We start from the raw sequence: 25,740 nt of genomic DNA on the forward strand, positions 1-25,740 counted from the left end.
AGGCGCTGTGCATTTAACTCTCAATAATCGCGCTCGAAGAAGATGCCGGCTTTGGTTTCCCCGTCTGAGCTGGCTTCGCCATGGGCCTTGATCTGATCGGTGATATCAAGATCGATGCTCACCTTGCCTGCGTCGCTGGCCGTGCTCTTCTCGACATTGATATAGGTGCGATCGTTGATATAGCGCCCGACTCCGACGGTTGTCTCGTTGGTTTCCGCATCAGATTTGATATCGATATTGTCGATGCCCGCCATGTTGCGCAGGCGGTCCAGAACGCCGGGGCCGGAATTGACCCCGCTAAGGGTCGCCACAGCATTGGCCAACTGTGCAAGCTGAATGGCAGAGAGTTCGGAAAGCTCTTTGTCAAAGAACAGATGCGCCAGAATTTCGTCTTCCGGCAGTGTGGGGGATGAGGAGAGGCCGATCTCGGGCGCGGAGGCGTAGCCCTCAACGGATACGGTGTAGGTGGTGCCGCTGTTGGTTGAAGTGGCCGAGAAATCCAGAGCCGGGTCCAGTGTTCCCGCAAAGGTTACAGTTCCGCTGTCAAAATCCAGTCGTTTGGTGAGAATTTCAAGTCGCCCACGCTGCATGGCAATGGTGCCCAACGGGCGCGGATCTGCTGTGGTGCCAGTAATCCGGATGGAGCCACCCAGTTCTGCATCCATGCCGCGACCGCGTATATAGATGCTGCGCGGGGCCTGAATGTCCAGATCAAGCCGCATGGCCGGACCGGCATTCGCACTGCTGTCGCTTTGGGTTTTGGGAGCAAATTTCTCAGCCTGTTCTGCGACGCGTCCTTGCGCATTCTTGTGCGATACATCCACTGGAGAGACGGAAGAGGGCAGGGACTCAGGAATGAGGATCTCGGTTGTCTTGAGGTTGACCTGACCGGAAATGACCGACGCCCCTGTCAGCTCACCTTTCAAGTTCATGTTGGCGTTAAACAGGCTCGTGAGGATCTCTTCATATTTATAATTGCCGTCCCGAATGGTAACGGTGATATCGGCGGGCAGTCCGGCGTTGGCGTCCAGCCCGATTGTACCATTGACTGTCAGCGTGCCTTTCTGGCCCAGCCGTCCCGTTACAGATTCAATGGATGCCTGCTGACCGGCAAGGCGAACCGTGCCGCCCAGATCGCGTAGAACGATGCCTGACGAAAATTCAGAGAAACGCGCGCCCTGTGTCGTGATGCTGCCATTGATGTTCGGCGCACTGAATGAGCCCGTTACCTTGGCCGAGACCGAAGCCCCCCCTTCAAGCTGCAAGCCCGCATCGGCAAGGCTGCGTGCGGCAAGGGAGAAAGGAACCGAGCCTTCGGCGGATATGTCCATGCTCTGGCGGGTAAGCGAAAGGCTGCCATTGACATTGAGGTCTGCTCCGCCTCCCGTAAGGTGGTTTTGCAAGGAAACAGAATTGTTGGCAAAGCGGCCCGAGCTGCTGATCGCCAATTGTGGAACACCAGCCTGACGGGTCGAGCGGACAGAGAGGCCGCTAACCGTGCCTTGCCAGCTGGCTTCCGGTGCTGCTGAGGTGCCCGAAATTTTGGCCGTCAGATCTAGCTGACCTGTCGGCGTCTCACCCGTTGGTGCGATCTTCTCGGCAATGGCCAGTGGCAGCGCGTCAAGCGCCACATCAAGGGCGAGCTGATCACCTGCCGAGCCGGAAACCGTCACAAGACCGCTATCGACAGAAAGCTTGAGGGCATTGGCGAGCGAGGCGCCATTGGCCAGATCGACACGCACCGGTTCGACCAAACCGAGATCGATGCCTTTCCAACTGCCAGTGAAGCGATCAAGCGCGAGGGCTGTTTGCCCTTCCTGCTGCAACAGCTTGCCTTCCAGCGTCAAAGGCGCCTGAGAGACTCGTGCCGTCATGGAGAAAGGCAGGGTGCCGTTGCCACCTTTCATATTGGCCTTGAGCGAGCGGATGGTTTCGCCAGAGGCAGAGATGCGTTCAACGGATAGATCGGAATTCATGCTCATGATTCCGGTCGCATCATTGATCTGCGAACTCAGCGTCAGACCGGAAACAAAGATATCCTTCATTGCCAGCTCCGGCGCTGAAGCATCGACAGTGACCGACTGTTTACCGTCGCTGGCCGACAGGGCGATGTCAGCCTTAAGCGAGCCCTTCAGATCCGGCTGCAGCAACAGGGGACCCAACGCGGCAAAATCCTTGATGGCTGCATCCAGATCGCCCGATGCCAATCCGGCAGGCGATATGGCAAGAGAACCGGTTACTTCAGCGCCCGGTGCCGTGACCGAGAGCTGGTTGATGGAACGGCTGCCATCTTCATTGGTGACCAGTTCAAGGGCGCTCTCTATGGGCGATCCATCATACTGCGCTGAAAGCGTCAATGTGGCGTCCGGTGCCGCATTGGAAGCAAGATCCAGCTTCAGATTTTCGATCGACTTGTCATAGACCGAAAGAGATTGACCGCGTAGGGCGAGGGTCAGTCGTGGGTTGCTGGTCGTTCCTTCAACCGAGAAATCACCTCCCAGAGCGCCGGAAAGCCCCTCATTGAGTGGCTTGATATCTGATAGGGCAAGGGTACCATCAAGTGCCAGCGCATCTGGCGCGTAGCTCCCTTCTGCCGTAAGGGACGCAAGGCCTGCAACCAGCTCGGCCTTGTTGAGACGTATGGTCTCTCCGTCGAGCGCGCTTTCTACCAGTAGGGTCTTGTCGCCAGAGAGGATCGCGTTGAGCGGGGCTGAACCTGTGGCCAGTTGATCGAGCGCCATGGTGGCATTGATCGCTCCTTCGCGATTTTCAATATCAAGCTCCGGCGCGGTGACTGACAGGGATGCGTTTTCAAGTGTAATGGCATCCTGCGACAGGCTGGCAACGGAGCCATCAAGTGTGAGGGCTGCTTTCTGCAAGGTTCCGCTCATGCGTCCCTTGAGGCCCACATGCCCGATCATCAGAGATGGCGCATCTTCTTGCTGCATTTCAATCTGCGTACCCTCAGAGCCCAGATCAAACGCCATCTTTATGTCCAGACTGCTATCCCGATTGTCCAGAAAGCCATTGGCTTCAAGACGCGCCAAGCCGGATGCGAAGGAAAATTGCTTCAGCTCGATCACATCCTCTTGCGACTGCTCAAGCGAAAGGTTGATGTTGCTGGTACCTGCAACGAGGGGAAGAACAGACTGGGGCAAGAAGGGCGAAAGCTTGCCCAGCAGTTTCGCATTGACACGCGATCCGCTTTCATCAAAGCCGACGACCACTTGCCCGCTGACAGTGGTTTTCCCATCAAGCTTGACGGCAAGGTCCGAGCGCCAGTCATTCGCCGGTCCGTCTCCTTTAAGGCTCACATCAACGGCGGGCAGATTGGCAATATCCATCAGACGCGCGGCGAGGCCTCCACGCGGCTCAGTGAATGTCAAGTCCAACAGTCGCTGGTCTGCGGTAGGGTTGAGCGTCCAGCGCGCGCTAAGCCCATCCTCGGGGGCGTCCAGATAATGAAGATCGAGCACCCCATTTGTCTGGAAGGGGGCACCAACAAGCGCCATGTTGCCAGCCAGAGTGAGTTCGGCCTCTTTGCCCAAGAGAGGTTCTCCAAGAGAGATTTTCCCGATGGACAAGCTGTCGATCTGCGCTTCCACGGCTGGCAGGGTTGGGATAAGAGAGCCATCGCTGCTGCTCTCGGCAGCCGGTTGGCTGCTCGCCAGCGGCGTACGCTCAACCGATAGTTCATCCAGCGAGAGCGCATCCACCGACAGGGTGAGGCCAAACAGATCCGCAAGAGAATAGCGGCCAGACAGCCCCTTGGCGGTGAGCCATGGTCCGTCTTTGTCGGACAATGCAATTTGGCCGATCTCAATGTCGCCCAGAAGACTGTCAACACCTGAAATCTCCACCTTCTGCTCATCGCTACTGGCAACGGAATTGACCAGTGACGTCGTCATCGATAGCCCAAAGCTGGTGGCAAGCAGGAGATAGCCGACCAGCAGCAGAGCCAGGATCAAGAAAAGTAGACTATAGAAACCCCGGAATAGCAGGGTACGAGCAGACGTCATAGTGGCCTCATGTCTGGAGAGTCTGGAGAATCAGTTCAACAGATGATTACAACTAGAATGCCTGTCCTAGGCCCAGATAAACACCAAATTTGGGCTCATCCTTTATTTTCTTGAGAGGAACGGCCACATCAAGGCGCAGCGGACCAATTGGCGTGAGATAGCGCACGCCTGCTCCCACGCCGGTGTACCATTCGTCTTCAAATTTGGGCATGGAGCTGTTGAACGTGTTGCCGACATCGACAAAGGCGGCAAGGCCGATGGTATCGGTCACTTTCATGCGGGCTTCAAGGGATCCTGCAATATAGGAGCGTCCGCCGGTCGGGTCGTTGCTGGAATCACGCGGTCCCGCCATCTGGTAGGAATAGCCGCGAATGGAGCCTCCACCGCCGGTAAAGAAGCGTCGGTCGGTTGGCACATCGCTCTTGGATGCGCCCACGATGGTACCCGCAGAGATCTTGCCAGCCAGCACAAAGCGTTTGGCCCTGTCCAGAGACTGATAGGCAGAAAGGGTTGCGCTCGTTTTGAGGAAGCCGATAGAGCCATCGCTGCTGATGGTCGGCTCCGCATCGATCAGTGCATAGAAGCCCTCAGTCGGGTCCAACTTGCTGTCGCGCTTGTCATAGGCCAATTCCAGCGGCGTAGAGAAAAGCAGATTGGTGTTCGTGCCCGAGCTGTCCGTAATGCGCGCATATTCGGTTTTGAAGGCTGCGCGGGTCGAAAGCGCGTCGGTCCACTGATAACTCAGCCCGACTTCGCCACTGACAGCGCGCTTCTGATAGGCCTCGGGATTGGTGAAATCCAACGAAAGCTTGGCGTCGAACGTGCTGGCAGGCCCGATCACGCCTGGCTTCTTGAAGATGATGTCGGCGTTATAATCCAGATCCTTGACGTCATCCTGCCCGATATTGGCAATCGAGCCCTGAACGCGCAGACTTTCCGCCCCGCCAAACAGGTTACGATGCACCCAATAGCCTTCCAACCCGACGCCATCCAGATTGCCGATGGTAACACCGGCGCCGATGGTGCGGAACTTGCGTTCCTTGACGGAAATCTCGATCGGCAGGCTACCATCATCCAGAACCACATCAGCCGTTTTGACGATAACGCTGTCAAACACACCAAGCGCTCTGAGATTTCGGCTGGCCCTGGTAATGGCTTCGGGGCTGTAGGTTTCGCCCACGGGTATGTTGGCCTGCTGGACGATCAGCTCGCTTTTGACATCCTCGTTGCCGGTCACTGTCACCTGCCCGAGACGGGCTCGTGGGCCATGGTCAACGCGCAGCGTGACATCCAGCTTGCCGGTCTTGTGATCGGCAGCAAGGGAGCGCTCTTCGATTTTTGCAAGAGCAAAGCCGCGCTTCTTATAGTCGGCGACAATGGCGCTTTCTGCATCCAGCACCAGCTGCGAATAGGCAGGAGATCCAGCGATGACGCCATATTCACCAAGATCGATCGCTTCCCCGTTGCTCAACTGGGCATCCGGTTTGGAGAAGGTGAATACGCGTCCACTCGATACCGAGACGGCAACCTTGGCCGGACCGGCTGAAGACAATTCCTCATCCAGCGGTACACGATCATAGCGTTCGCCATTGACGGTGATATCCACCGTGCCACCATAAAGGCCTTTTTGATAGAGCGCGGCGATGAGGCGTTTCTGGTCGCTTCGTGCGCGCATCAACAGGCCTGTGGTGCCGGAAGCTGGCTCTTCCTCTTTCTCGATCAGAAGGGACGTGTCTTTCAGCTCATCGGTCAGCGCATCGTCATCGCTCGTAAGTGTGACTGAATAGGTTACAGGGTCTGGGATATCGGCGGTCGGCTCTGCCTCGGAGACGGCTTTGATGCCACTGGTGCTGAACTCATAGCCGAACAACTCAAATGCGGCAGCCGGACTGGTCCAGCCTGTAGACAAAAGCGTACTCGCAAGGCAGAGCGCAACAAGAGAAGAGCCTCCTTTGCGAACGAGCCTTGTTTGAGCGCTTGATTGTCGCTCTGCATTGTGTGTCAGCCGAGACAGCAAAATTACATACTCCGAACTCAATGGCATTTTGAGGCGATGAGACCTGATCAGCCCCGGTCAGCTAACATTAGCTTAACCAAAATTTCCAAATAAATTGTAATTATTTACCCTGATACGCAAATTGTTCTCATTCGGTTCAGATTCAATAGCACATTGAAAATAATTCAGAAAGTCTCGTCCGGAAAATAGACACCGCTCAGCTTGACACTGATGGTCCGAAAAGGAAAATAAAAGCTCACTGAGCGCTCTATTGCGACATATTCTGAGTGTTTGATATGTCCAGATTTGACAAAATTTCAAATTTGGCTTTAGCTTTTGATATTCATTTCCCGATTGCTCTTCTTCAGACAAGGTATTTTTGATGGATATTCGCAATTACACCAGCTTTGTTGCCGTGGCCGAATTGATGAATTTCACAAAGGCTGCGGAACGGTTGAATATCACCCAGTCTGCCCTTTCCCGACAGGTCAAGGCGCTTGAAGATTATCTGGGCGTAAAACTTTTCGAAAAGTCTGGACGAAATATACGCTTCACCCCGCAGGGCGAGGCTCTACTGGCCAAGATCAACAATGTTCTGGTGGCGGATAGGGAACTGCGTACCTTTGCAGACGATCTCACAGAGGGGGAATCCGGCCTTCTCAAAATCGGCGCATGCTCGCAACTGATCGAGCGCTACATGCCGAGCTTTCTGAAGAAATGGACCGAAGACAATCCGGACATCGAGATCCGCCTTGAAGATGGCGGTGGACCTGAGCTGGCGAGCAAGCTGGTGGATGGTGTCTTCCATCTGACCATCAGCGCCGAACCGTCTGCACCGATCGAGGTTTTGGAAAGTCGTCCTCTGGGGCAGCTCGGTTTTCTGGCTGTTGGTGGCGCGGAGTTTCTGGGCAATGAGGAAGACCCGATCGAGATTGAAGAATTGCTTAGCCTGCCCATTCTGACGCTCAATAAGAAACATGTCTCCCGTGAGGTGTTTGATGCAGCCTGCCGGGTGAGTGGAACCGTGCCTCGTGTGGTGCTGGAGAGCAATTCGCCCCACACGTTGCTGGCCATGTCTATCGGCGGCAACGGCGTAGCTGTCGTGCCATCGTCTGCCCAGCCGCAAGAGCCAAAGCTGCGCAGCCGCCCCATTGCGCTCAAGGGTGAACCGATTACCTTTGGGATTTGCGCCATGTGGAATGTGCGCCAGCCGTTGCCCGCCTATGGTCAGCGCTTTATTGATTCCCTCGGAGACCATATTTGTAACGAGCAATATCAGGAAGAATTTTCACTTCATCCCGCACAATATGGGCATCTTCAGGTCATATAATCGTTTGATTTTTGCGCAAAACAGCAATCCATGCAGAATGCGCATGGTTTATACGTAAAAATATTCATTGGACGCGCTGTTCCAACTGACGCTACGCTGCTTATTGTTTAGGCAAGATGGCTTGCTGCATCAATATTATGCAGTGGCTGGGCATGGAGTAGGGTAGCGCAAAATGAGCTTCATAAAAAATCTCAATCAGGAAAGCATCGTACTGGCGATTACGGTGGTTATGTTTGCGCTGGCGTCTTTGCTTCTGCCGGGTTTCTTCTCGGCAAACAATCTGGTTGCCATTGTGCGCTCTGTTTCCGTTTTGGGGATCCTTGCTCTTGGCATGGCCATGATTATTATCGGTCGTGGCATTGACCTTTCCATGGTAGCCATCATGGCTATGTCCGTTGCCTGCTATTTGCAAATGCTCAATTCGGGCATGGGAGAGGGGAGTGCTCTTGTTCTGGCTTTGGCTGGCGTGTTGGCCATCGGGCTGATTAACGGCGTTCTGGTGGCCTATGCCGATGTGCCCGCTATTTTCGTAACGCTGGCCAGCTCATCATTCGTTTTCGGCTTTGTGCGGTCCCAGCTGATCAACACCGATGCTGTCCCTGTGCCGTCCGGGCACTGGGTCGAGATTCTTGGCGGTATGCGCTTTATGAGCATTCCGGTCGAGGTCTTCCTCTTTGCCGGTCTTGCCCTTGCGACTTTCCTGTTCCTGCGTTACAGCAAGTGGGGACGCTATGTCTATTATGCGGGCGACAACCCGGAGGCTGCGCGCAATTCCGGCATGCCGGTCCGTCCGATGATGGTGCTGCGCTATGTGATTTCCGCGCTCATTGCCTTCATCGCCGGCATTCTTACTGCTTCCAGCCTGCATTCCATCAATACCCGTATCGTCAATTCCAACCTGCTCTATGACATTGTGCTGATCACGGTCATCGGAGGCATCGGCCTCTCAGGCGGCAAAGGGGGCGTGCGCAACGTTTTGTTCGGCGCAGCTCTTATCGGTATTATGCTCAACGCCATGACGATCATCGATATTCCGCTGCTCTACCAGAATCTGATCAAGGCAGGCATCCTGCTGGGCGCCATCATCGTCGACGGTATTCTCAATCCCCGCGATGAACAGACTGCGCAGCAGGGAGACATTTAAAGCAAGCCCCGTATAGACCCCTCAAGACCCCACTACACCCACGAAGTCCAGAACCAACAGTATCTATATCAATAAAAATCAAAAGTCCGAGCAATCACAATCCTTTCCAACAGAGGGACAGACATGAACATCATCAAGACCCTTATGGCCGCGACTGCGGCGCTTACCATCAGCTCAGCCGCCCTTGTTACGCAGGTTGCTGCCGCTGGCGATCCTGCACCACAGATCTATGCAAAGGCCATGGAAGGCAAGCGTATCATGCTCGTGCCGATGGCCATGGGCTTCGATCTGGCGCAGGGCTGGGCCGCTATCCTGAAGCGTGAAGTGGACGCCTTTGGCGGTATCTTCGAAACCCGCGACCCCAACTGGAGCGTGGAAGCTGGCGCACAGGCCATCACCGAAGCCATTGCCTCAGAAAACAAGCCTGATGTTCTGATTGTCATGTCACCGGACATGAACTCCTATTCCAAGCTGATGAAGCGCGCCCAGAAGGCTGGCATCTATGTCATCCTCGTGGACAACCCGGCCAACTTCAAGGCTGATGCCTATGTTGGTAGTGATTGGACCCAGCTTGGCCGTCTGGAAGCAGAAGCCGTTGTCAAAGGCTGTGGCCCGGATTCTTCCAAGAAGATTGGTCTGGTGCAGGGCGATCAGGTCAACGCAACCAGCCTGTTCCAATATGCAGGCATCATGGAAGTGCTCGCCAAATATCCTGAGTTCGAAGTGGTCGCCAAGCCTGATTCCAACTGGGATGCCACTACCTCGCGTAACGTGACCACCACCATGTTGCAGCAGAATCCTGATATCTGCGGCATCATCGACTTCTGGGATGGGGATGCCTCTGGTGCCGCCGCAGCCATTCGCGATGCTGGCAAGCAGGACGATGTTTTCCTTGTCACCACGGGCGGCGGTGAGAAAACCGCTGACTGTGATCTCATCGAAGATGGCACCTATGGTGCCGTGGTCATGACTGACTTGGCTCAGGAAACCCACAATATGGTGGCGATCATCAAATATCTGCTCCAGAGCGGTCAGCCTGCAGGCACCTCAGCGCCGTATATCTACACGTTGCTGAAGGCAACCACCAAAGACAACCTCAAGCCTGACAGCTGTTGGGATCTTGCCGCGCTTCAGGCTGAAGCTGCTGGCGAATAAAAGTCGCGATCTGGTCTGGCAGCGCTTGGGGCGCTGCCAGCCTTAATCAGGCGCGGGCAGGGTGCTTTTAGTCTGCCCGTTCCACTCCGCCTCCTTGCCGGTGCTGATCCGCAGTCAAGCAGGTGGAATCTTTGTTTTTTCTATTCCCACTCCGTCTCTTTCTGGAATCCTCCCTTACGTGACGGATGGCTCAAGTCGTCGGAAAATTGATAGATGGCCTTTCGTGAAAGACTGCAAGCCTGGCGCTACAATACCATTCCTGATCATCTTATCGGGGAGATCCTGACCAAGCGTTGGACGGATAACGCCATTCCCTTCATTGCCCTGGTGATCACTGTGGCCGCCTTCGGATCTGCTATTCCGGGGTTTTTCAGACCCTATTCCTTGCAGGAATCCACCCGGCAACTGGGGGAATTCTCTCTGGTTGTTACGGGGTTGTCAGTTGTCATGCTGGGGGGCGGCATCGACCTTTCGGTTGGCTCCATCTTTGCGCTGGCGACATTTGCGTCTGTTGGGACCTTCTTCATTTTCGAAGCGCCGGTGTGGGTCTGTCTGTTGGCTGCCATCGCAACGGGTGTTGTCTGCGGCGCGATCAACGGCTATCTCATCGGCTTTCTGCGCCTGCGCGCTTTCCTTACCACGCTGGTGACCTTCATCATCGGGCGTGCCCTGTTTGATATTCTCGTGGTGCAATATGGTGCCGCAACGCAGATGTCCTTCATGTCGTCCGACTTGTGGGATTTCATCGGTGATGGCACGCTGTTTGGCTTCTCGGTGCCGGTGTTGACGGCGATTGTCTTTGCGCTGATCACCCACATTGCTCTCACCCGATCGAGGCCTGGCTGGCATGTGCAGGCAGTTGGGGGCTCTCGCCGCTCGGCGCATAATGCCGGTATCCGCGTGCGGCGCACTGTTTTCATGACCTATGTCTTTTCAGGCTTTTGTGCCGGCGTGTCTGGCTTCCTCATGGCAACACGATTGTCGAGCGCTGGGCCGGGCACAGGCCACGGTCTTGAAATTCTGGCGCTGACGGCTGCCGTTGTTGGCGGCAACTCCTTGGGCGGTGGTCGTGGCTCCGTGGTCAAGGGCATCATGGGCGCGATCATCGTGCTGGTGATGACCAACGGTCTTATTCGCCTTGGCTTCGGTACGGGCACCAACCAGATGGTCCTCGGCATCATGTTGGCGCTCGCTGTAACCATCGATATCCGCTGGCTGAAAAACCGCCACAAGGTGCTCAACGAGGTCTATGTCGCGCCGGTCTATCTCAAGATGGGAAAATCGGAATCCGCAGAACCTGGATCTGGTTCGGCCTATTCCCTCAACAACAAGCTTTCCTCGGCCCAGCATATAGGTCTGGGCGAGTTGGAAGGGCCTGAGGATGTGATCCTCGACCGCGATGATCATCTTTATTGCGGCACACGCCATGGCGAGATCATCCGCTACTTTGCACCCGACTATAAACGGTCTGAAGTCTTTGCCCATGTCGGTGGCTTCCCGCTGGGGCTGGCCTTCGACAAGGATCAAAACCTCATCACCTGCGTTGGTGCAATGGGGCTCTACAAAATCTCGCCGGACCGCGAAGTCACGCGCCTTTCTGCCGAGACGCGCCGTTCGCTGACCTCCATCGTCGATGACGCCCGCATGCGTGATCCGAACGACCTCGACATCGCGCCTGACGGCAAGATCTATTTTACCGATTCCACCAAGCGCTATGATGCTCATGAATGGATGCTCGACTCTATTGAGAACCGTGGTACAGGGCGCCTGTTGGTCTATGATCCCAAGGATGGCTCCACCAAGACGCTGCTTGATGGCTACCGCTACACCAACGGCGTGTGCATGGCCCATGATGGTCAGTCGCTCTATTTCTCTGAAAGCTGGAGAAGCCGCATCCATCGTTATTGGATCGCTGGCCCCAAGGCAGGTACCGTGGAATGTGTCATCAAGGATATGCCGGGCTATACCGATAATATCAACCGTGCGTCCGATGGCACCTACTGGATGGCATGGCTCGGCATGCGCACACCCAGTTTTGACCTCTCACTGCGCCACCCGGACATGCGCAAGCGCATGACCCGTCGCCTGCCGCAGGATGACTGGTTGTTCCCGAACATCAACACCGGCGGTATCGTCAAATTCGACGACAGCGGCACAATCATCCAGACCATGGGTGATCTTACCGGTCAGAACCACCCGATGGTGACCTCGATGCGCGAGCATAAGGGCAAGCTCTTTATCGGAGGCATTCTGAACAACCGCATCGGCCTGTTTGATATTGAAGGCGCCGACCCGAATTGGACCGGCATGACGTCCTATTGGGGAGAAAAAGCATGATCCTCGATCCCATCCTCGATATTTTCCGCGGCAAGGCCGTCACCATTCCGCCCATGGATGGCGCTTTCCGTCCCAACACGGTGCTGGATGACGCCGAAATTGTCTCCCACCTTTCCGAGCCGGACAATCTGGCCGTGCTGAAAGGAGAGGTGATTGCCACCTCGGGCAATGCCATCTATGCCATAAACAAGGGCAACGAGCCCAAGGTGCTGCGCTCTTTCGAAGCGCCGATCACGGCCCTGGCTGTTTCGCCCGACGATAAACTGGCGGTCGCTCTGGAAACTGGCCAGCTCTTCGTTGAAGGGGAGCCTGTCCATCTGCTCGAAGAGATCAAGGCAATCACCGCACTGGCCTATTCCTATGATGGCTCTCTCTGGTTGGCCAATGGCTCTTCGGAACATGCCTGCTCGGATTGGGCTGCCGACCTGATGAGCAAGAAGGCCTGCGGGTCTATCTGGGTGCGCCATACCCCTAGCGAGCCGTTCGAAAAGGTCGCCGGCGGCTTGGCCTATCCCTATGGTCTGTGCCCCTTGAGCGGTGGCCGTGTGGTCTTCTCTGAAAGCTGGAAGCATCGCGTGATGCAGATAGATGCAGATAAGAATGTCTCCACGCTGATTGACCAGATTCCCGGATATCCCTCCCGCATCATGCCGACAGAGGATGGTGGTGCTATTCTTTCCGTTTTTGCTCCGCGCAACCGGCTGGTTGAGCTGGTGCTACAGGAAAAACATTATCGCTATGACATGATGGAAAGCGTTCCCCGCGAATACTGGATTGCTCCGGCGCTCTATTCCAACCGCAGCTTCCTTGAGCCGCTGCAATGTGGCGGCATCCGCACCATGGGTGTTTACAAGGCTTGGGCCCCGGCTCGTTCCTACGGCATGGTCGTGCGGTTGGGCAAGGCCATGAACCCGATCACCAGTATGCACAGCCGTTCAAATGGCAACCGTCATGGTGTCTGCTGCGCCATCGAGCATGGTGGCGAGATCATCGTCGCTTCCAAGGGCGGTGATTTGCTGCTTGGCATCGAAGATACGAAAGCGGAGGGCTAAGGATATGGACCCCATCATTCGCATGGAAAAAATCACCAAGGCCTACCGCGGCGTTCCTGCCATCAAGGACGTGGATTTCGAGCTGCACAAGGGCGAAGTGCACGCGCTTCTCGGTGAGAACGGCGCTGGCAAATCCACCCTTACCAAGATGATGGCGGGCGTGGTCGAGCCAACCAGTGGCAAGATGTTCCATCATGGCAAGGAGACGGTCTTTACCAACCCGAATGAGGCACTTGAAGCGGGCATTGCCATGGTGTTTCAGGAAACCAGCCTTGTTCCATCCATGACGGTGGCGCAGAATCTTTATCTGGGCTCGGAGAGCTTCCTCAATCGCTTGCGTGGCACCTTCATTTCGGCCCAGCAGTTCTTGCAATCGCTCAACTTCTCTGTAGACCCGACAGCGTTGGTCGCCACCCTTGGTGCTGCCAAGCGGCAGATGGTCGAGATTGCCCGTGCGGTGCATCACAAGGCCGAAGTCATCATTTTCGATGAGCCGACCGCTACCCTTACACCGGAAGAAAAGCGCCATTTCTTTGCGCTGATCGAGCGGCTCAAAAAGAGCGGCGTGTCGATTATCTTCATCAGCCATGCCCTTGAGGAAGCACTTCAGATTTCCGATCGCATCACCATCCTGCGCGATGGTGAATTGGTGGCCAGTGACAAGACCGAGAATTTCACCCGCGACACGGTGATTGCTGCCATGGTCGGCCGTACCCTTTCGGGCGAGCTTTATCGCGATCGTGGCGAAAGCGGCGTACGCAAGGCGGGCAAGAAGGTGCTCTCCGTGCAGGATATTTCCATGGGCGCCATGGTTCGCAACAACTCTTTCTCCGTTTTTGCTGGCCAGATCACCGGCGTCTTTGGGCTGATCGGGTCTGGCCGTACCGAGACTTTCAAGATCATTTCCGGCATCTACAAGCGCGACTTCCTGCGCGGCGGAACCGTGGTGCTCAACGAAAAGCCGACCCGCTATTATGTACCGCGCGAAGCGGTCAATGACGGTATTGTCTATGTCACCGAAGATCGAAAGAGCGAAGGCTTCTTCGAAACCATGTCGATTGCCGAGAATATCTATGCGGGGCTCATTGCTGCCGGTCATGACAAGGCCTGGTATATCAGCAAGAACGAAATGAGCGATGTAGCGGCCGCCTGGTCCAAAAAGCTGAACATCAAAGCCATTAATGACAATGCCCGCGTGGTCGAGCTTTCCGGTGGTAACCAGCAGAAGGTAGTGATCGGCAAGGGACTGGTGCAGGAGCCCAAACTGGTGATTTTCGATGAACCCACCCGCGGTGTGGATGTGGGGGCTATTGCGGAAATCCATCAGATCATCAACGGCTTGGCTGATCAGGGGCTGGCGGTGGTGGTGATTTCTTCCTACCTGCCAGAGATCATGAACCTCTCAGACCGTATTCTCGTCTGCCGACAGGGGCGCATCGTGGAGGAATTTTCACCTGCTGAGGCGACCGAGGAAAAAATCATGTATGCGGCAGTCCATTAACGGCCCAAAACTCATCGAGGAGAAACATGATGGCATCCGAGCGCGCAATGTGGACCTATTACAAGGGCGATTGGCATGAGGGAGATGTGCGCATTCTGGGCGCCGCTTCTCATGCAACATGGCTCGGGTCTTTGGTGTTTGACGGCGCGCGCCTGTTTGAGGGCGTTTCACCGGATCTGGACCTGCATTGCCAGCGGATCAATCGCTCTGCTGAAGCCCTGATGCTGGACCCGACCTTTACGGGGGAAGAGATCGAAGCACTTGCCAAAGACGGCATCAAGAAATTTGCTCCCGATACCGATGTCTATATCCGGCCAATGTATTGGGCAGAGGAAAGCGATATCGGTACCTTGCCACCGCTGGCCTCATCGACCGATTTTGCCCTTTGTCTCGAAGAAATTCCGATGGTGGAGCCGTCAGGTTTTTCCATTACCACCACCCAGTTCCGCCGCCCGACCATTGCCGTTGCACCGACCAACGCCAAGGCAGCCGGCCTTTATGCCAACAATGCCCGCATGGTGCGTGAAGCCCAGAAAAAGGGCTTTGACAATGCATTGGTCACCGATTGCGCGGGCAATGTAGCCGAACTGGCCACCGCCAACGTTTTCATGGTGCGCGGCGGGGAGGTGTTCACCTCCATCCCCAATGGCACCTTCCTTGCTGGCATCACGCGCAAGCGTGTCCTCGGGCTGTTGCGCGACGCTGGCTACACCGTGCATGAAATGACCCTGACGGTTCAGGATTTCATGGAAGCGGACGAAATTTTTTCTACCGGGAATATCTCCAAGGTCATCCCGGTATCTCGCATAGAAGACCGGGAACTCGCATACGGGCCAATCACCAAGAAGGCTCGTTCACTCTATATGGAATGGGCACACGCCTAGGAGGATACCACAATGGCAACTGTCAAATTGCTCACCAATGAAGAAGCCGAAAAGATCCCGGCCGTAAAGGAAGTCTTTGACGAAATTCGCGACCTGCGCAAAACCGACTTCATCAACAACTTCTGGCGTGCGCTGGGAGCGGCTGATCCGGCCTTGCTCAAACGCACATGGGAAGGGCTCAAGGCTGTCATGATGACACCGGGCAACATTGACCCGATGACGCGCGAGATGATTTACATCGCCGTTTCAGCAGCCAACGCCTGTTCCTATTGCCTGCATTCGCACACGGCGCAGGCCCGCGCCAAGGGTATGACTGAAGACACCTATGCCGAGTTGCTCTCCATTGTCGGGCTGGCTGCACAGACGAACCATATGGTGACTGCTATGCAGGTGCCTGTTGACCCCGAATTTTTGGCCTGAGCGCCTGACATAAACACATGACTTGGGCTCCGACGCCTCTTTTTGATGCGGCGTCGGTGCAAAAATCGGAGAAGAAAATGGATATGGCACTTGTCGCTTCCAGACCTGGTGGTCCGGAAGTCATGAAGTGGTGCGCGCTGGAAACAGGCGAACCCGGACCCGGAGAAGCCTTGGTGCGCCACACTGCAATTGGCGTCAATTTTATCGATGTCTATAATCGCACGGGGCTTTATCCCTGGGCAGAAGACACGATGATCCCCGGCGCGGAGGCTGCTGGTGTTGTAGAAGCCATCGGTGCAGGCGTCGAAGGGCTCAAGGTTGGCGACCGGGTTGCTTATGTCCTCAAGTTCGGTGCCTATCGCGAGCGCCGCGTGCTTGCCGCGGATCGTCTGGTTGTGCTGCCCGATGGGGTATCCGATGACCTAGCTGCTTCCGTTATGCTCAAGGGCCTGACCGCGCAGTATCTCGTTACCTCCTCCTATGCCGTCAAGGCAGGGGATACGGTGTTGGTTCATGCCGCCGCTGGCGGGGTTGGCCTCATTCTGGGCCAGTGGCTCAAGGCCCTGGGCGCGCGCGCCATAGGCACGGCAGGCTCGGCGGAAAAGGTCGCGCTTGCGCTTCAGCATGGCTATAGCGATGTCATCAACTATCGTGAAGAGAATTTTGCCGAGAAGGTCATGGAACTGACCGGAGGCGAAGGCTGCGAAGTGGTCTATGACAGCGTTGGTAAGGATACATGGCGTGGGTCGATCAGTTGCCTCAAGCCTTTTGGCATGTTTGCCAACTTTGGACAGTCGTCCGGCATGATCGAGGATTTCAAACTCTCCGATTTGGCCAGTGGATCAAAAGCCGCCTGCCGCCCTGTGTTGTTTGACTATGTGGCCAAGCGGTCCGATCTGGAAGCACGCGCTGCGGATCTTTTTGACAAACTTGTCAGTGGTGCGGTGAAGGCCGATGTGGTGGCATCCGTACCTTTGAAAGACGCAGGCAAAGCCCACAAGGCTCTGGAAGGGCGCAAGACCACCGGAGCCACCATTCTCAAACCGTGAGGTAGAGCCGAGAGCTGACAGCATAGGCTCACGTGAAGAATACAAAAAGGCCCAGCATCACAAGATGCCGGGCCTTTGTTTATTGGAAAAGCAGGCTGGCCTGTGGCCATATGCTTTAGCCGTTATCGTGGCTCCGAACTGAGGCCCTTATAGACCGCATAGCACATGACCAGCAGCACCACCGCGAACGGCAGTCCGGTGGAAATGACCATCGCTTGCAGGGCGGTCAGGCCGCCGCCAACCAGCAACACGATTGCAACCGCGCCCTCGAAGGTAGCCCAGAAAACGCGCTGCGGAACCGGAGCGTCAATCTTGCCGCCTGCCGTAATGGTATCAATGACTAGCGAGCCAGAGTCGGACGAGGTAACGAAGAAGACAATCACCAGCACGATGGCAATCACCGATGTTATGCTGGAGAAGGGCAGGCCTTCAAGCATCGCAAACAGCGAAAGCGGCGGATTGTAATTGTCGATCACATTGTCTTTGACTGCCGAGGTCAACGGGTCGGTCAGAACCTGATCGATTGCCACACCACCAAAGACTGCCATCCAGAGGACGCAGACCAGAGACGGGATCAACAGCACACAGGTGATGAATTCGCGCACGGTTCTGCCGCGAGAAACACGGGCAATGAACATGCCGACGAAAGGTGACCAGCTGATCCACCAAGCCCAGTAAAAGGTTGTCCAGCCATGCAGATAATCCATATCGGTCCGCCCAAAGGGATTGGACAGTGGAACGAGATCTTCGACATAAGCGACAAGCCCTTCACCAAAGTCGGTCAAGATCATCAATGTCGGCCCCACAAACAGGACAAACAGCAGCAGCAAGGCCGCGATACCCATGTTGATTTCGGAGAGCATTTTGACCCCGCCATCAAGACCGCGCAGGACCGAGAAGAGGGCAACCGCCGTGATGATGGTGATGAGGATGATCTGTACTGGCGTGCCGATGGGAACGCCAAAGACATGATGCAAGCCCGCATTGGCCTGCTGCGCACCAAAGCCCAGCGATGTGGCGAGGCCGAAGAGGGTCGCAAACACGGCCAGAATATCAATGATATGACCGGTCCAGCCCCAAATGCGATCACCGAAAATCGGATGGAACGCAGAGCGGATCGTCAGCGGCAAGCCCTTGTTAAAGGAAAACAACGCCAGAGCCAGAGCCACAATGGCATAGATGGCCCAAGGGTGAAGACCCCAGTGGTAGATGGTGGCAGCAAGCGCCATCGCCTTGGCCTGCTCAACATTCTCGGCAATGATATTGCCCGAGCCATCCAATGGGGACGGTGTTCCCAATGGCTGGGAAACCGCCATGTGATAGACAGGTTCCAGAACCCCGAAGAACATCAGGCCGATGCCCATGCCTGCGGCAAAGAGCATTGCGAACCAGCCCCTGTAGGAAAAGTCCGGTTCCGCATCCTGTCCCCCAAGTCGCACCTTGCCCCAAGGGCTGACAATGAGAAAGAGGCAGAAAAGAACAAAGATATTGGCAGCACCAAGGAAGAACCAGTCAAAGGTCGACGTGAGCCACGGGCGCAGCCAGCCAAAAATGGATGCTGCCTGTTCGGGCAGGGCCAGCGCATAAAAAACAAAAGCTACAATGCATAGTCCCGAGACAAGAAAGACCGGGTTGTGCACGTCAAATCCGAATGGTCCAACCTGACCCTCGACATTGTCCTGACCGATTTCGTAATCGGTTTCAATAATTTCCGTATCGCCTTCCGGCGCGGGGATGCCAGCTTCTTCGGCATTCGTCATTACGATGCAGTCTCCATATTGTTTTTATTTTGGATGATGAGATAGATCATTCGGATAGTGGGTGCCAACAGCAGGCACCCTTGGCTAGCCACGAACAAGAAAGACCGATGCCTTCGTGTGGCTTGCCAAATGGCCACCATGAGATGACCAGATATAGTCCGATATGTTGGGAATATGGGATGCCATGATGACCAGATCAGAGCCTGTAGCCTCGACGGCTTCCAGCAGCTTCTTGTCCAGATCGATTGCCGGGTCATTGGCAACAATCACATGGGTTGTTGCTTCTATCCCGTGAGCCTGTGTTTGCGCGGACGCAAAGGCCTGCAATTTTTGGCCAAATTCCTTCGGCGTGTGGCCCAAGTCCCCTGGTTCAGGGCCGGTGACACCAACATAGATGACAGCTGCTTCGTTGGTTTTTGCCATATCAGCTGCGATGGTCAACGTCTTCTCCAGCCTGGAGGTGTGACGCAAGTCCACCGGAACCATGATCGTATTGAACATTTTCTCTATCCTCACGTTTCCGTGAATCGGACAATAACGAATAGTATCCTCTGTGTCGAATCAGCATCTGGATAAGTAAAATTTGCGAGGATCGTGACTTGTTCAAAGCTAAGAAAAGAATTGTCTTTTGGACATGCGTGTCCTTGATGTGAAAACACGCTTTGATAGTAGGAGTTTATACATATATTGAACTGAGCAGAAGACGCGGAATAGTCCGGAAATTGCCTGCGTTCTACCGCCTCGTGCAAGTGAATATTTTTGCGGATCTTTGCACGCTTCATCACTATTTGTTGAAGTCATAGCCGATGAAAAGAGGGCGCACTTCGGGCGGTGGAAACAGTACGTGGAAAGGGGCAGGTGTCAGTTAACCAAGCTGGAGTTTTTCCAGCGGCAACGCCGATCTGTTGACCACCGGCTTCGTCACCACATAGGTGAAATAGCGTCTCAGCCCGATATCGGCTTCGAGCATATGGTCGATGAGCCGTTGATAGTGATCGACATCTTTGGCAACGATCTTGAGAATGTAATCAAGCCCACCGCCCACGGCCCAGCATTCAAGAATTTCCGGATAGTCCTGAACGGCCGTCTCGAACCGCTCAAAATCCTCCGAACGATGGCTATCAAGTTCCACCTCGACAAATACCACGGCGAGAGCGCCGAAAGCCTTGAGGGAAAGACGGGTTTCATAGGCTTCGATAATACCCGCCTCTTCCAGCCGTTTCAGCCTTTCCCAGCAGGGGGTGGGAGAGAGATTGACCCGCTGCGCCAGAGCCGCCTTGGTGATGCGCCCCTCGGTCTGCAAAATCTTCAGGATCGCCCAATCTCTGTCATCCAGTTTCAGTCCTGCGGCAGGCATCTATATCAAATCTCCGTGCGCTATCGGCTATTGGGCAAATGGGGTTTGCTGAGCAAACCATTGGCTCTTTGCTATTGGTAGCATAATTGAACCGGGAAAGGCCAAGGACAGTTTCTCTCTGCCGACCAGCCTATGGAAAAGAATAAAATATCGGGTAGGAAAACGAACAAGGCGGGCATGGAGCCCGCCTTGCTTTTGCGTTGGTAATGATCAGAGTTTGGCGATAACCGTTTCGATTGCGTCTTTGGTGGCGGCAATCACGGTGTCGGCTTCCTCTTTGGTCATGCAGAGCGGCGGTGCAAAGCCAAGAATATCGCCCTGTGGCATGGCGCGACCGATCACCTTGTGGCGTTCCAGAAGCGCACCAACCACCGCATAGCCAATCTTGTCAGTCGGGTCAAAGAAGGTGCGGCTGTCCTTGTCCTTGACGAATTCGACAGCGGCCATGATGCCTTCGCCGCGCACATCGCCAACAATTGGCAAATCGCCAACGGCGTCTTTAAGCCCCTGAACAAAGTAGGCGCCGGTATCCTTGGCATTATCGACCAGTTTCAACTCGTCGATCAGCTTGAGGTTGGCAACGCCCGCAGCAGCCCCGATCGGGTGAGCGGAATAGGTCCAACCATGGCCGATGGCGCCGTATTTGTCCGTGCCATCTTCCAGAACCTTCCAGACCCGATCTGCCACGATGGAGCCGGAAAGCGGCGCATAGGCAGAGGTGAGGCCCTTGGCGATGGTCATGATGTCCGGCTTCAGGCCATAATGATCCGAGCCGAACATAGAGCCGAGGCGACCGAAACCGGTGATCACTTCGTCCACAATCAGCAGAATGTCATATTTATTGAGCACAGCCTGAATGGCTTCCCAGTAGCCTGCCGGAGGAGGCACGATGCCGCCGGTGCCAAGAACTGGCTCACCGATGAAGGCTGCGATGGTATCCGGGCCTTCTTTCTGGATAAGGGCGTCGAGATTGTCCGCGCACTGTTTGACGAACTCGGCTTCGGATTGCCCCAGATTGTCGCGACGGAAATAATAAGGAGCATCCGTATGCACCACGTAAGGCAGCGGCAGATCGAATTGGTTATGGAAAGTTTCAAGGCCGGTGAGGGAACCGGTCATCAGGCCTGAGCCATGATAGCCGCGCCAGCGGGAAATGATCTTCTTCTTTTCCGGACGCCCCAGCACATTGTTGTAGTACCAGACAAGCTTGATGTTGGTTTCGTTGGCATCAGAGCCGGATTGGCCGAAATAGACCTTGGACATATGGTCTGGCGCACGGTCGAGAATCATCTTGGCCAGCGTGATATTGGCTTCAGTCCCATGGCCTACATAGGAGTGGTAATAAGCCAGTTCCTTGGCCTGCGCTGCAATGGCTTCGGCGATTTCCTGACGGCCATAGCCGATATTCACGCAATAGAGGCCAGCGAATGCGTCGAGCAGTTTGTTGCCTTCGCGATCTTCAATATAAACGCCCTTGCCGCCGGTTACGATGCGGTTGTTCAGTTCACCACGAGCGAACTGGCCGAGCGGCGTGGACGGATGGAAGAAATTTTCCCGATCCCATTGCGCTAATTGATCATTCTCCAACATATCTTTCTCCTAATGTTTGGCGCGTCGGGCGCCTTATTCGGTCGTCGCGGCCCTCAAGAGAAGTCGCGGCACACATATTTGATTTCAGTGAATTCCTCTAGGCCCTGCCGAGCGCCTTCACGCCCGAGGCCGGATTGCTTCATGCCGCCAAAGGGAATGGGCGCTCCGGTGACCTTGGTGCGGTTGACGGCGACCATGCCATATTGCAGGGCGCGGGAAGCGGCATAGATCCGCTTGGCGTCGCCCGTATGCAGATAGGCGACAAGGCCATATTCGGTGTCATTGGCCATTGCGATGACATCTTCATCGCTATCAAATGCAATGAGCGCAGCGACAGGCCCGAAGGTTTCTTCATGAGCGATCAACGCATCCCGCGGCACATCGCCTAAAACGGTCGGCTCATAAAAGAGCGGCCCCAGCGAATGGCTCTTGCCACCGCACAGCAGCTTGGCGCCCTTCTTGAGGGCATCTTCCACATGCTCTTTCTGCTTCTTCACCGCGTTGGTATTCATCAGCGGGCCGATGTCGGGATCGTCTGAGCCCTTTCCAACGGTTAGGGCCTTGGTGGCTGCGGTGAATTTCTCGGCGAATGCCTTATAGACGGAGCGTTCGATATAGAAGCGGTTGGCGCCCAGACAATCCTGTCCGGAGGTTGCAAACTTGGCTGAGATGGCGCAATCAACGGCGCGATCAAGATCTGCATCGGCAAAGACGATGAAGGGCGCATGACCGCCAAGTTCCATCACCAGATGCTTGACCGTTTCCGCCGACTGCCGATAGAGCAGGCGACCGATCTCCGTCGAACCGGTAAAGGATAAGGCACGCACGCGTGGATCTTGGGTCCACGGCTCGACGATTTCTGCGGCATAGCCTGTCACGACGTTGAAAACGCCCGCTGGCAAGCCGGCCCGTTCACCCAGCTCGGCCAGCGCCGTAGCTGAATAGGGGGTTTCCCGAGACGGATGGACAACACAGGTGCAGCCCACGGCCAGCGCGGCGGCCGCCTTGCGCGAGATCATGGCACACGGGAAGTTCCATGGTGTGATGAGAGCAACAACGCCGATGGCTTCGCGCCAGACCTCCACTTCTCCATCGGGTAGATGGGAGGTGACACCCTCGATGTTGGGGCGTTTGGCTTCTTCCGCATAGAATTCGACAAAGCTCGCCGCATAGTCGATTTCGCCACGGGCTTCCGAAATCGGTTTGCCCTGTTCCAGCGTCATCAGCAGCGCCAGATCTTCCTTGTTTTCAAGGATGAGATCGAACCATTTGCGCAGAATGGCCGCTCTTTCTTGCGGCAGCTTGGCTGCCCATGGGCCAAAGGCGGCCTGAGCTGCATCAACAGCCGCCCGGCTCTTGCTTGCGCCAAGAGCTGGCACTGTACCCAACAATGATCCATCCGCAGGATCATGCACGGCGATGGCTGGAGTTTCCCTCTGGGACACCCATTCGCCATTGATATAGGAAAATTCCTTGAACAGGCGCAGATCATCCAGCTTCCCAAGGGCGTGAGATCTGTTTTTGGTCTGTGAGTCAAGCATCTTGGCATCTCCCCTCATTTTGCCCGATAGTGGGCCATGAGGAGGCGAATGTGCCTCCAAAGATGGTTGCAATTTCAGAGCAAAAATCTGCCCGGACCCTATCGGGCAGAGGATTCATCTTCTGCCCGTTTGGTGAGGGCCCTCACTAGTCGCTGTCGAGGCTTTCCAGATGATCCGAGACGTCGCTCAAAAAGGAAAGACAGCGTGATATTTCTGAGACTTCGATATATTCATCGGGCTTGTGAGCCTGATTGATCGAGCCGGGGCCGAATACCACGGTCGAGATGCCGACACGCTCGAAATGCCCCGCATCGGTGCCGAATGAGACCACTTCGCTGTTATTGATGCCGGTGATCCGGCGTACGAATTGCACAGCAGCAGAGGATTCATCTGCCCAGAGCGGCGGAACGTCTGCTTCGATGATGGTTCGGATCTCTGCCTCGGGGTAGCTTTGCCTCATCAGTGGCAGCAATTCGTCATCACAGAAATATTGCAACTCGACCAGAATGGCCCGTCCGTCATCGGAAGGAATAGGGCGCAATTCCCAGTCAATCGAGCAGCTGTTGGCGGTGATGTTGCGGGCAACGCCACCGTTGATCGTGCCAATATTGAACGTGGTATAAGGAGGCTCGAAGGGGGTTTGCAGATCCGGGTTGATCGAACAGCGATCGGCAATTTCGATGATCTTGCCGATATAGCGCGCAGCAAATTCGATGGCATTCATGCCCTTGCGCGGGTCGGAGGCATGGGCGGAAAGGCCGATGAGGTCCGTATGCATTTCATAGCCTGCCTTGTGGCCATTGACCAGATTCATCAAGGTTGGCTCACCAACAATGGCAACGGAGGGTTTGGGGCCTCGCGCAATGATATCCCGCGCCAATATGGGCGCGCCGAAGCCGCCGATTTCCTCGTCATAGCAACAGGAAAACAGGATCGGCCGCTTGAGGTCTGTTGCCTTGAAATGGGGAACCATCGCCAGAGCGCAGGCAAGAAACCCCTTCATGTCGACCGCGCCGCGACCATAGAGCTTGCCGTCTTTTTCCAACAGGTCAAACGGGTCGTGCGTCCATGGCTGCCCTCGAGCCGGAACGACATCGGTATGTCCGTTGAGCACGATGCCGCCTTCTACATCAGGCCCGATGGAAGCAAAGAGGTTGGCTCTGTTGCCCGTCTCATCATAAGACAGCTTTGCTTCCACGCCATGGCTGGCCAGATAGCTCGTGATATAGTCAATCATATCAAGATTGGATTGCCCCGAGAGGCTTTCGAAAGCCACCAGTTGCGCCAGTATTTCTTTTGTCTTTTCAAGCAGCTGCTGCATACCTACCTCCAGGCTGAATGGAGGTCGGGCCACTCTCGTTCTTGCTTGCCACAAGCAAAGATTTGAGGGCGGCCCGACACGCTTGTCTTTCCCTAGTCGACGATGACCAGTTCACGCGGTACGTTGGCCAGACATTCCGGCCCGTTGGTGCCAATGGCGATGCTTTCGGTGATCTCCAGACCCCATCCGTCCTGCCACAGGCCGGTCATAAAGTGGAAGGTCATGCCTTCTTCCAGAACCGTTCTGTCACCGGCTCTCAAACTCATGGTGTGTTCGCCCCAATCCGGCGGATAGGCCAGACCGATCGGATAGCCGGTCCGGTTGTCCTTGACGATGCCGTATTTCTTCAACACCCCAAAGAAGGCATTGGCGATGTCTTCGCAGACATTGCCCACCTTGGCCATTTCAAGCCCGGCTTCCATCCCTTCCAGAACTGCTTTCTCGGCATCAAGAAACTGCTGGGTTGGCTTGCCCATGAAGACCGAACGAGACAGCGGGCAATGATAGCGATGATAGCTACCGGCCACTTCAAAGAAGGTGCCTTCGCCAAGCTTAAAGGGGCGGTCATCCCATGTGAGGTGCGGGGCCGAGGCATCCGCGCCCGATGGCAGAAGCGGAACGATGGCGGCATAGTCGCCTCCGATGCCTTCAACGCCGCGCAAGGACGCGTCATAGATCTCGGCAACCAGCTCGTTCTTGGGAAGGCCGGGACGGGCATGCTCCCGAATGCGGGCATGCATGGCTTCGACGATCCGGCCAGCGGTTCGCATCATCTCCAGCTCAGGCTCTGACTTGGCCGCACGCTGCCAATGGACGAGCACATTGCAGTCCACGAACTTGGCGTTGGGCATATGCTTGAGTAGGGAACAATAAGCTGCGGCAGAGAAATAATAGTTATCCATCTCCAGACCGATGCTGGCCGAGGAAAAGCCCTTGTCGATCAGAATGGCCGAGAGCAGATCCATAGGATGGCGCTCGGTGGATTGCACATAATGATCCGGATAGCTCAGGATATTCTCGTGATCCAGATAACAGGTCACTTTTGCGCCGTTGGCATCCTGCGTGCGGCCATACCAGATCGGCTGGCCTTCCATCGTCACGATGACGCACTGATGCACATAGAATGACCAGCCGTCATAGCCGGTCAGCCACGCCATGTTGGCCGGTTCAGTGCAGATAAGGACGTCAACGCCTTTCATCTGCATGGCCTTGCGTGTCTTGGCCAGCCGCCGGTCATATTCTTCCTGAGTGAAGAATAGTCTTGGCTTCACATGTTCCATTGTC

At 55.5% G+C, this 25,740-nt stretch carries 18 protein-coding genes; 9 read left to right on the forward strand and 9 right to left on the reverse strand.

Annotated elements, in window-relative coordinates:
• Window positions 1-20: 20 nt before the first annotated feature.
• Together BM258_RS01100 and BM258_RS01105 are read right to left on the reverse strand one after the other, a co-directional pair.
• On the reverse strand, window positions 21-4,019 hold the full coding sequence (locus BM258_RS01100; protein ID WP_090067980.1) for a translocation/assembly module TamB domain-containing protein: 3,999 nt from the start codon (window positions 4,017-4,019) through the stop codon (window positions 21-23).
• 52 nt (window positions 4,020-4,071) lie between these two features.
• On the reverse strand, window positions 4,072-5,928 hold the full coding sequence (locus BM258_RS01105; protein WP_175527860.1) for an autotransporter assembly complex protein TamA: 1,857 nt from the start codon (window positions 5,926-5,928) through the stop codon (window positions 4,072-4,074).
• 469 nt (window positions 5,929-6,397) lie between these two features.
• Here BM258_RS01105 and BM258_RS01110 point away from each other — a divergent pair, with 469 nt between their 5' ends.
• From BM258_RS01110 to BM258_RS01150, 9 genes are all read left to right on the forward strand, one after another.
• Entirely contained in the window at window positions 6,398-7,345 is a 948-nt protein-coding gene (locus tag BM258_RS01110; protein WP_090067984.1) for a LysR family transcriptional regulator, read from the forward strand.
• 172 nt (window positions 7,346-7,517) lie between these two features.
• Entirely contained in the window at window positions 7,518-8,489 is a 972-nt protein-coding gene (locus BM258_RS01115; protein ID WP_090067986.1) for an ABC transporter permease, read from the forward strand.
• Window positions 8,490-8,612: 123 nt separating this feature from the next.
• On the forward strand, window positions 8,613-9,644 hold the full coding sequence (locus BM258_RS01120; RefSeq protein WP_090067988.1) for a sugar ABC transporter substrate-binding protein: 1,032 nt from the start codon (window positions 8,613-8,615) through the stop codon (window positions 9,642-9,644).
• A gap of 213 nt (window positions 9,645-9,857) precedes the next feature.
• Complete coding sequence (locus BM258_RS01125; RefSeq protein ID WP_090067990.1) at window positions 9,858-11,981, forward strand: ABC transporter permease; 2,124 nt, start codon at window positions 9,858-9,860, stop codon at window positions 11,979-11,981.
• Window positions 11,978-13,033 carry an NHL repeat-containing protein gene (locus BM258_RS01130; RefSeq protein ID WP_090067992.1) on the forward strand — a complete coding sequence of 352 codons (1,056 nt, stop codon included), beginning with the start codon at window positions 11,978-11,980 and terminating at the stop codon, window positions 13,031-13,033. The genes BM258_RS01125 and BM258_RS01130 overlap by 4 nt, the downstream gene beginning before the upstream one ends.
• Window positions 13,034-13,037: 4 nt before the next feature.
• A complete protein-coding gene (locus BM258_RS01135) occupies window positions 13,038-14,534 on the forward strand; it encodes a sugar ABC transporter ATP-binding protein (protein ID WP_090067994.1) in 1,497 nt (498 codons plus the stop codon).
• Between the two features lie 29 nt (window positions 14,535-14,563).
• Entirely contained in the window at window positions 14,564-15,418 is an 855-nt protein-coding gene (locus BM258_RS01140; protein WP_090068909.1) for a branched-chain amino acid aminotransferase, read from the forward strand.
• A gap of 12 nt (window positions 15,419-15,430) precedes the next feature.
• A complete protein-coding gene (locus BM258_RS01145; RefSeq protein ID WP_090067996.1) occupies window positions 15,431-15,838 on the forward strand; it encodes a carboxymuconolactone decarboxylase family protein in 408 nt (135 codons plus the stop codon).
• A gap of 77 nt (window positions 15,839-15,915) precedes the next feature.
• Complete coding sequence (locus BM258_RS01150) at window positions 15,916-16,887, forward strand: quinone oxidoreductase family protein (RefSeq protein WP_090067998.1); 972 nt, start codon at window positions 15,916-15,918, stop codon at window positions 16,885-16,887.
• Window positions 16,888-17,009: 122 nt separating this feature from the next.
• On the opposite strand, the gene BM258_RS01155 is transcribed toward BM258_RS01150, so the two are convergent.
• From BM258_RS01155 to doeA, 7 genes are all read right to left on the reverse strand, one after another.
• The gene (locus BM258_RS01155) at window positions 17,010-18,647 is read right to left on the reverse strand and encodes a BCCT family transporter (RefSeq protein ID WP_090068000.1); all 1,638 of its coding nucleotides are present in this window, start codon (window positions 18,645-18,647) and stop codon (window positions 17,010-17,012) included.
• A gap of 84 nt (window positions 18,648-18,731) precedes the next feature.
• Window positions 18,732-19,148, reverse strand: a complete 417-nt coding sequence (locus BM258_RS01160; RefSeq protein WP_090068002.1) for a universal stress protein — start codon at window positions 19,146-19,148, stop codon at window positions 18,732-18,734.
• A 364-nt stretch (window positions 19,149-19,512) separates the two neighbouring features.
• Window positions 19,513-20,004: an Lrp/AsnC family transcriptional regulator gene (locus BM258_RS01165; RefSeq protein WP_090068004.1), complete on the reverse strand. Its 492-nt coding sequence runs from the start codon at window positions 20,002-20,004 to the stop codon at window positions 19,513-19,515.
• Window positions 20,005-20,214: 210 nt separating this feature from the next.
• Window positions 20,215-21,594: an aspartate aminotransferase family protein gene (locus BM258_RS01170; RefSeq protein ID WP_090068006.1), complete on the reverse strand. Its 1,380-nt coding sequence runs from the start codon at window positions 21,592-21,594 to the stop codon at window positions 20,215-20,217.
• A 53-nt stretch (window positions 21,595-21,647) separates the two neighbouring features.
• Window positions 21,648-23,135: an NAD-dependent succinate-semialdehyde dehydrogenase gene (locus BM258_RS01175; RefSeq protein WP_090068008.1), complete on the reverse strand. Its 1,488-nt coding sequence runs from the start codon at window positions 23,133-23,135 to the stop codon at window positions 21,648-21,650.
• A 145-nt stretch (window positions 23,136-23,280) separates the two neighbouring features.
• Complete coding sequence (argE, locus tag BM258_RS01180) at window positions 23,281-24,456, reverse strand: acetylornithine deacetylase (protein ID WP_090068010.1); 1,176 nt, start codon at window positions 24,454-24,456, stop codon at window positions 23,281-23,283.
• A gap of 92 nt (window positions 24,457-24,548) precedes the next feature.
• Complete coding sequence (doeA, locus tag BM258_RS01185; protein WP_090068012.1) at window positions 24,549-25,736, reverse strand: ectoine hydrolase DoeA; 1,188 nt, start codon at window positions 25,734-25,736, stop codon at window positions 24,549-24,551.
• Window positions 25,737-25,740 lie beyond the last annotated feature (4 nt).

The sequence above is a fragment of the Cohaesibacter marisflavi genome (assembly GCF_900115225.1).
Classification (GTDB): Bacteria; Pseudomonadota; Alphaproteobacteria; order Rhizobiales; family Cohaesibacteraceae; genus Cohaesibacter; species Cohaesibacter marisflavi.

Bases quoted from the DNA above. Each gene is read 5' to 3' on its own strand.
- BM258_RS01100 (WP_090067980.1), bottom strand. From the start codon at position 4,019: ATGACGTCTGCTCGTACCCTGCTATTCCGGGGTTTCTATAGTCTACTT.
- BM258_RS01110 (WP_090067984.1), top strand. From the start codon at position 6,398: ATGGATATTCGCAATTACACCAGCTTTGTTGCCGTGGCCGAATTGATG.
- BM258_RS01115 (WP_090067986.1), top strand. From the start codon at position 7,518: ATGAGCTTCATAAAAAATCTCAATCAGGAAAGCATCGTACTGGCGATT.
- BM258_RS01120 (WP_090067988.1), top strand. From the start codon at position 8,613: ATGAACATCATCAAGACCCTTATGGCCGCGACTGCGGCGCTTACCATC.
- BM258_RS01125 (WP_090067990.1), top strand. From the start codon at position 9,858: ATGGCCTTTCGTGAAAGACTGCAAGCCTGGCGCTACAATACCATTCCT.
- BM258_RS01130 (WP_090067992.1), top strand. From the start codon at position 11,978: ATGATCCTCGATCCCATCCTCGATATTTTCCGCGGCAAGGCCGTCACC.
- BM258_RS01135 (WP_090067994.1), top strand. From the start codon at position 13,038: ATGGACCCCATCATTCGCATGGAAAAAATCACCAAGGCCTACCGCGGC.
- BM258_RS01140 (WP_090068909.1), top strand. From the start codon at position 14,564: ATGGCATCCGAGCGCGCAATGTGGACCTATTACAAGGGCGATTGGCAT.
- BM258_RS01145 (WP_090067996.1), top strand. From the start codon at position 15,431: ATGGCAACTGTCAAATTGCTCACCAATGAAGAAGCCGAAAAGATCCCG.
- BM258_RS01150 (WP_090067998.1), top strand. From the start codon at position 15,916: ATGGATATGGCACTTGTCGCTTCCAGACCTGGTGGTCCGGAAGTCATG.
- BM258_RS01155 (WP_090068000.1), bottom strand. From the start codon at position 18,647: ATGACGAATGCCGAAGAAGCTGGCATCCCCGCGCCGGAAGGCGATACG.
- BM258_RS01160 (WP_090068002.1), bottom strand. From the start codon at position 19,148: ATGTTCAATACGATCATGGTTCCGGTGGACTTGCGTCACACCTCCAGG.
- BM258_RS01165 (WP_090068004.1), bottom strand. From the start codon at position 20,004: ATGCCTGCCGCAGGACTGAAACTGGATGACAGAGATTGGGCGATCCTG.
- BM258_RS01170 (WP_090068006.1), bottom strand. From the start codon at position 21,594: ATGTTGGAGAATGATCAATTAGCGCAATGGGATCGGGAAAATTTCTTC.
- BM258_RS01175 (WP_090068008.1), bottom strand. From the start codon at position 23,135: ATGCTTGACTCACAGACCAAAAACAGATCTCACGCCCTTGGGAAGCTG.
- argE (WP_090068010.1), bottom strand. From the start codon at position 24,456: ATGCAGCAGCTGCTTGAAAAGACAAAAGAAATACTGGCGCAACTGGTG.
- doeA (WP_090068012.1), bottom strand. From the start codon at position 25,736: ATGGAACATGTGAAGCCAAGACTATTCTTCACTCAGGAAGAATATGAC.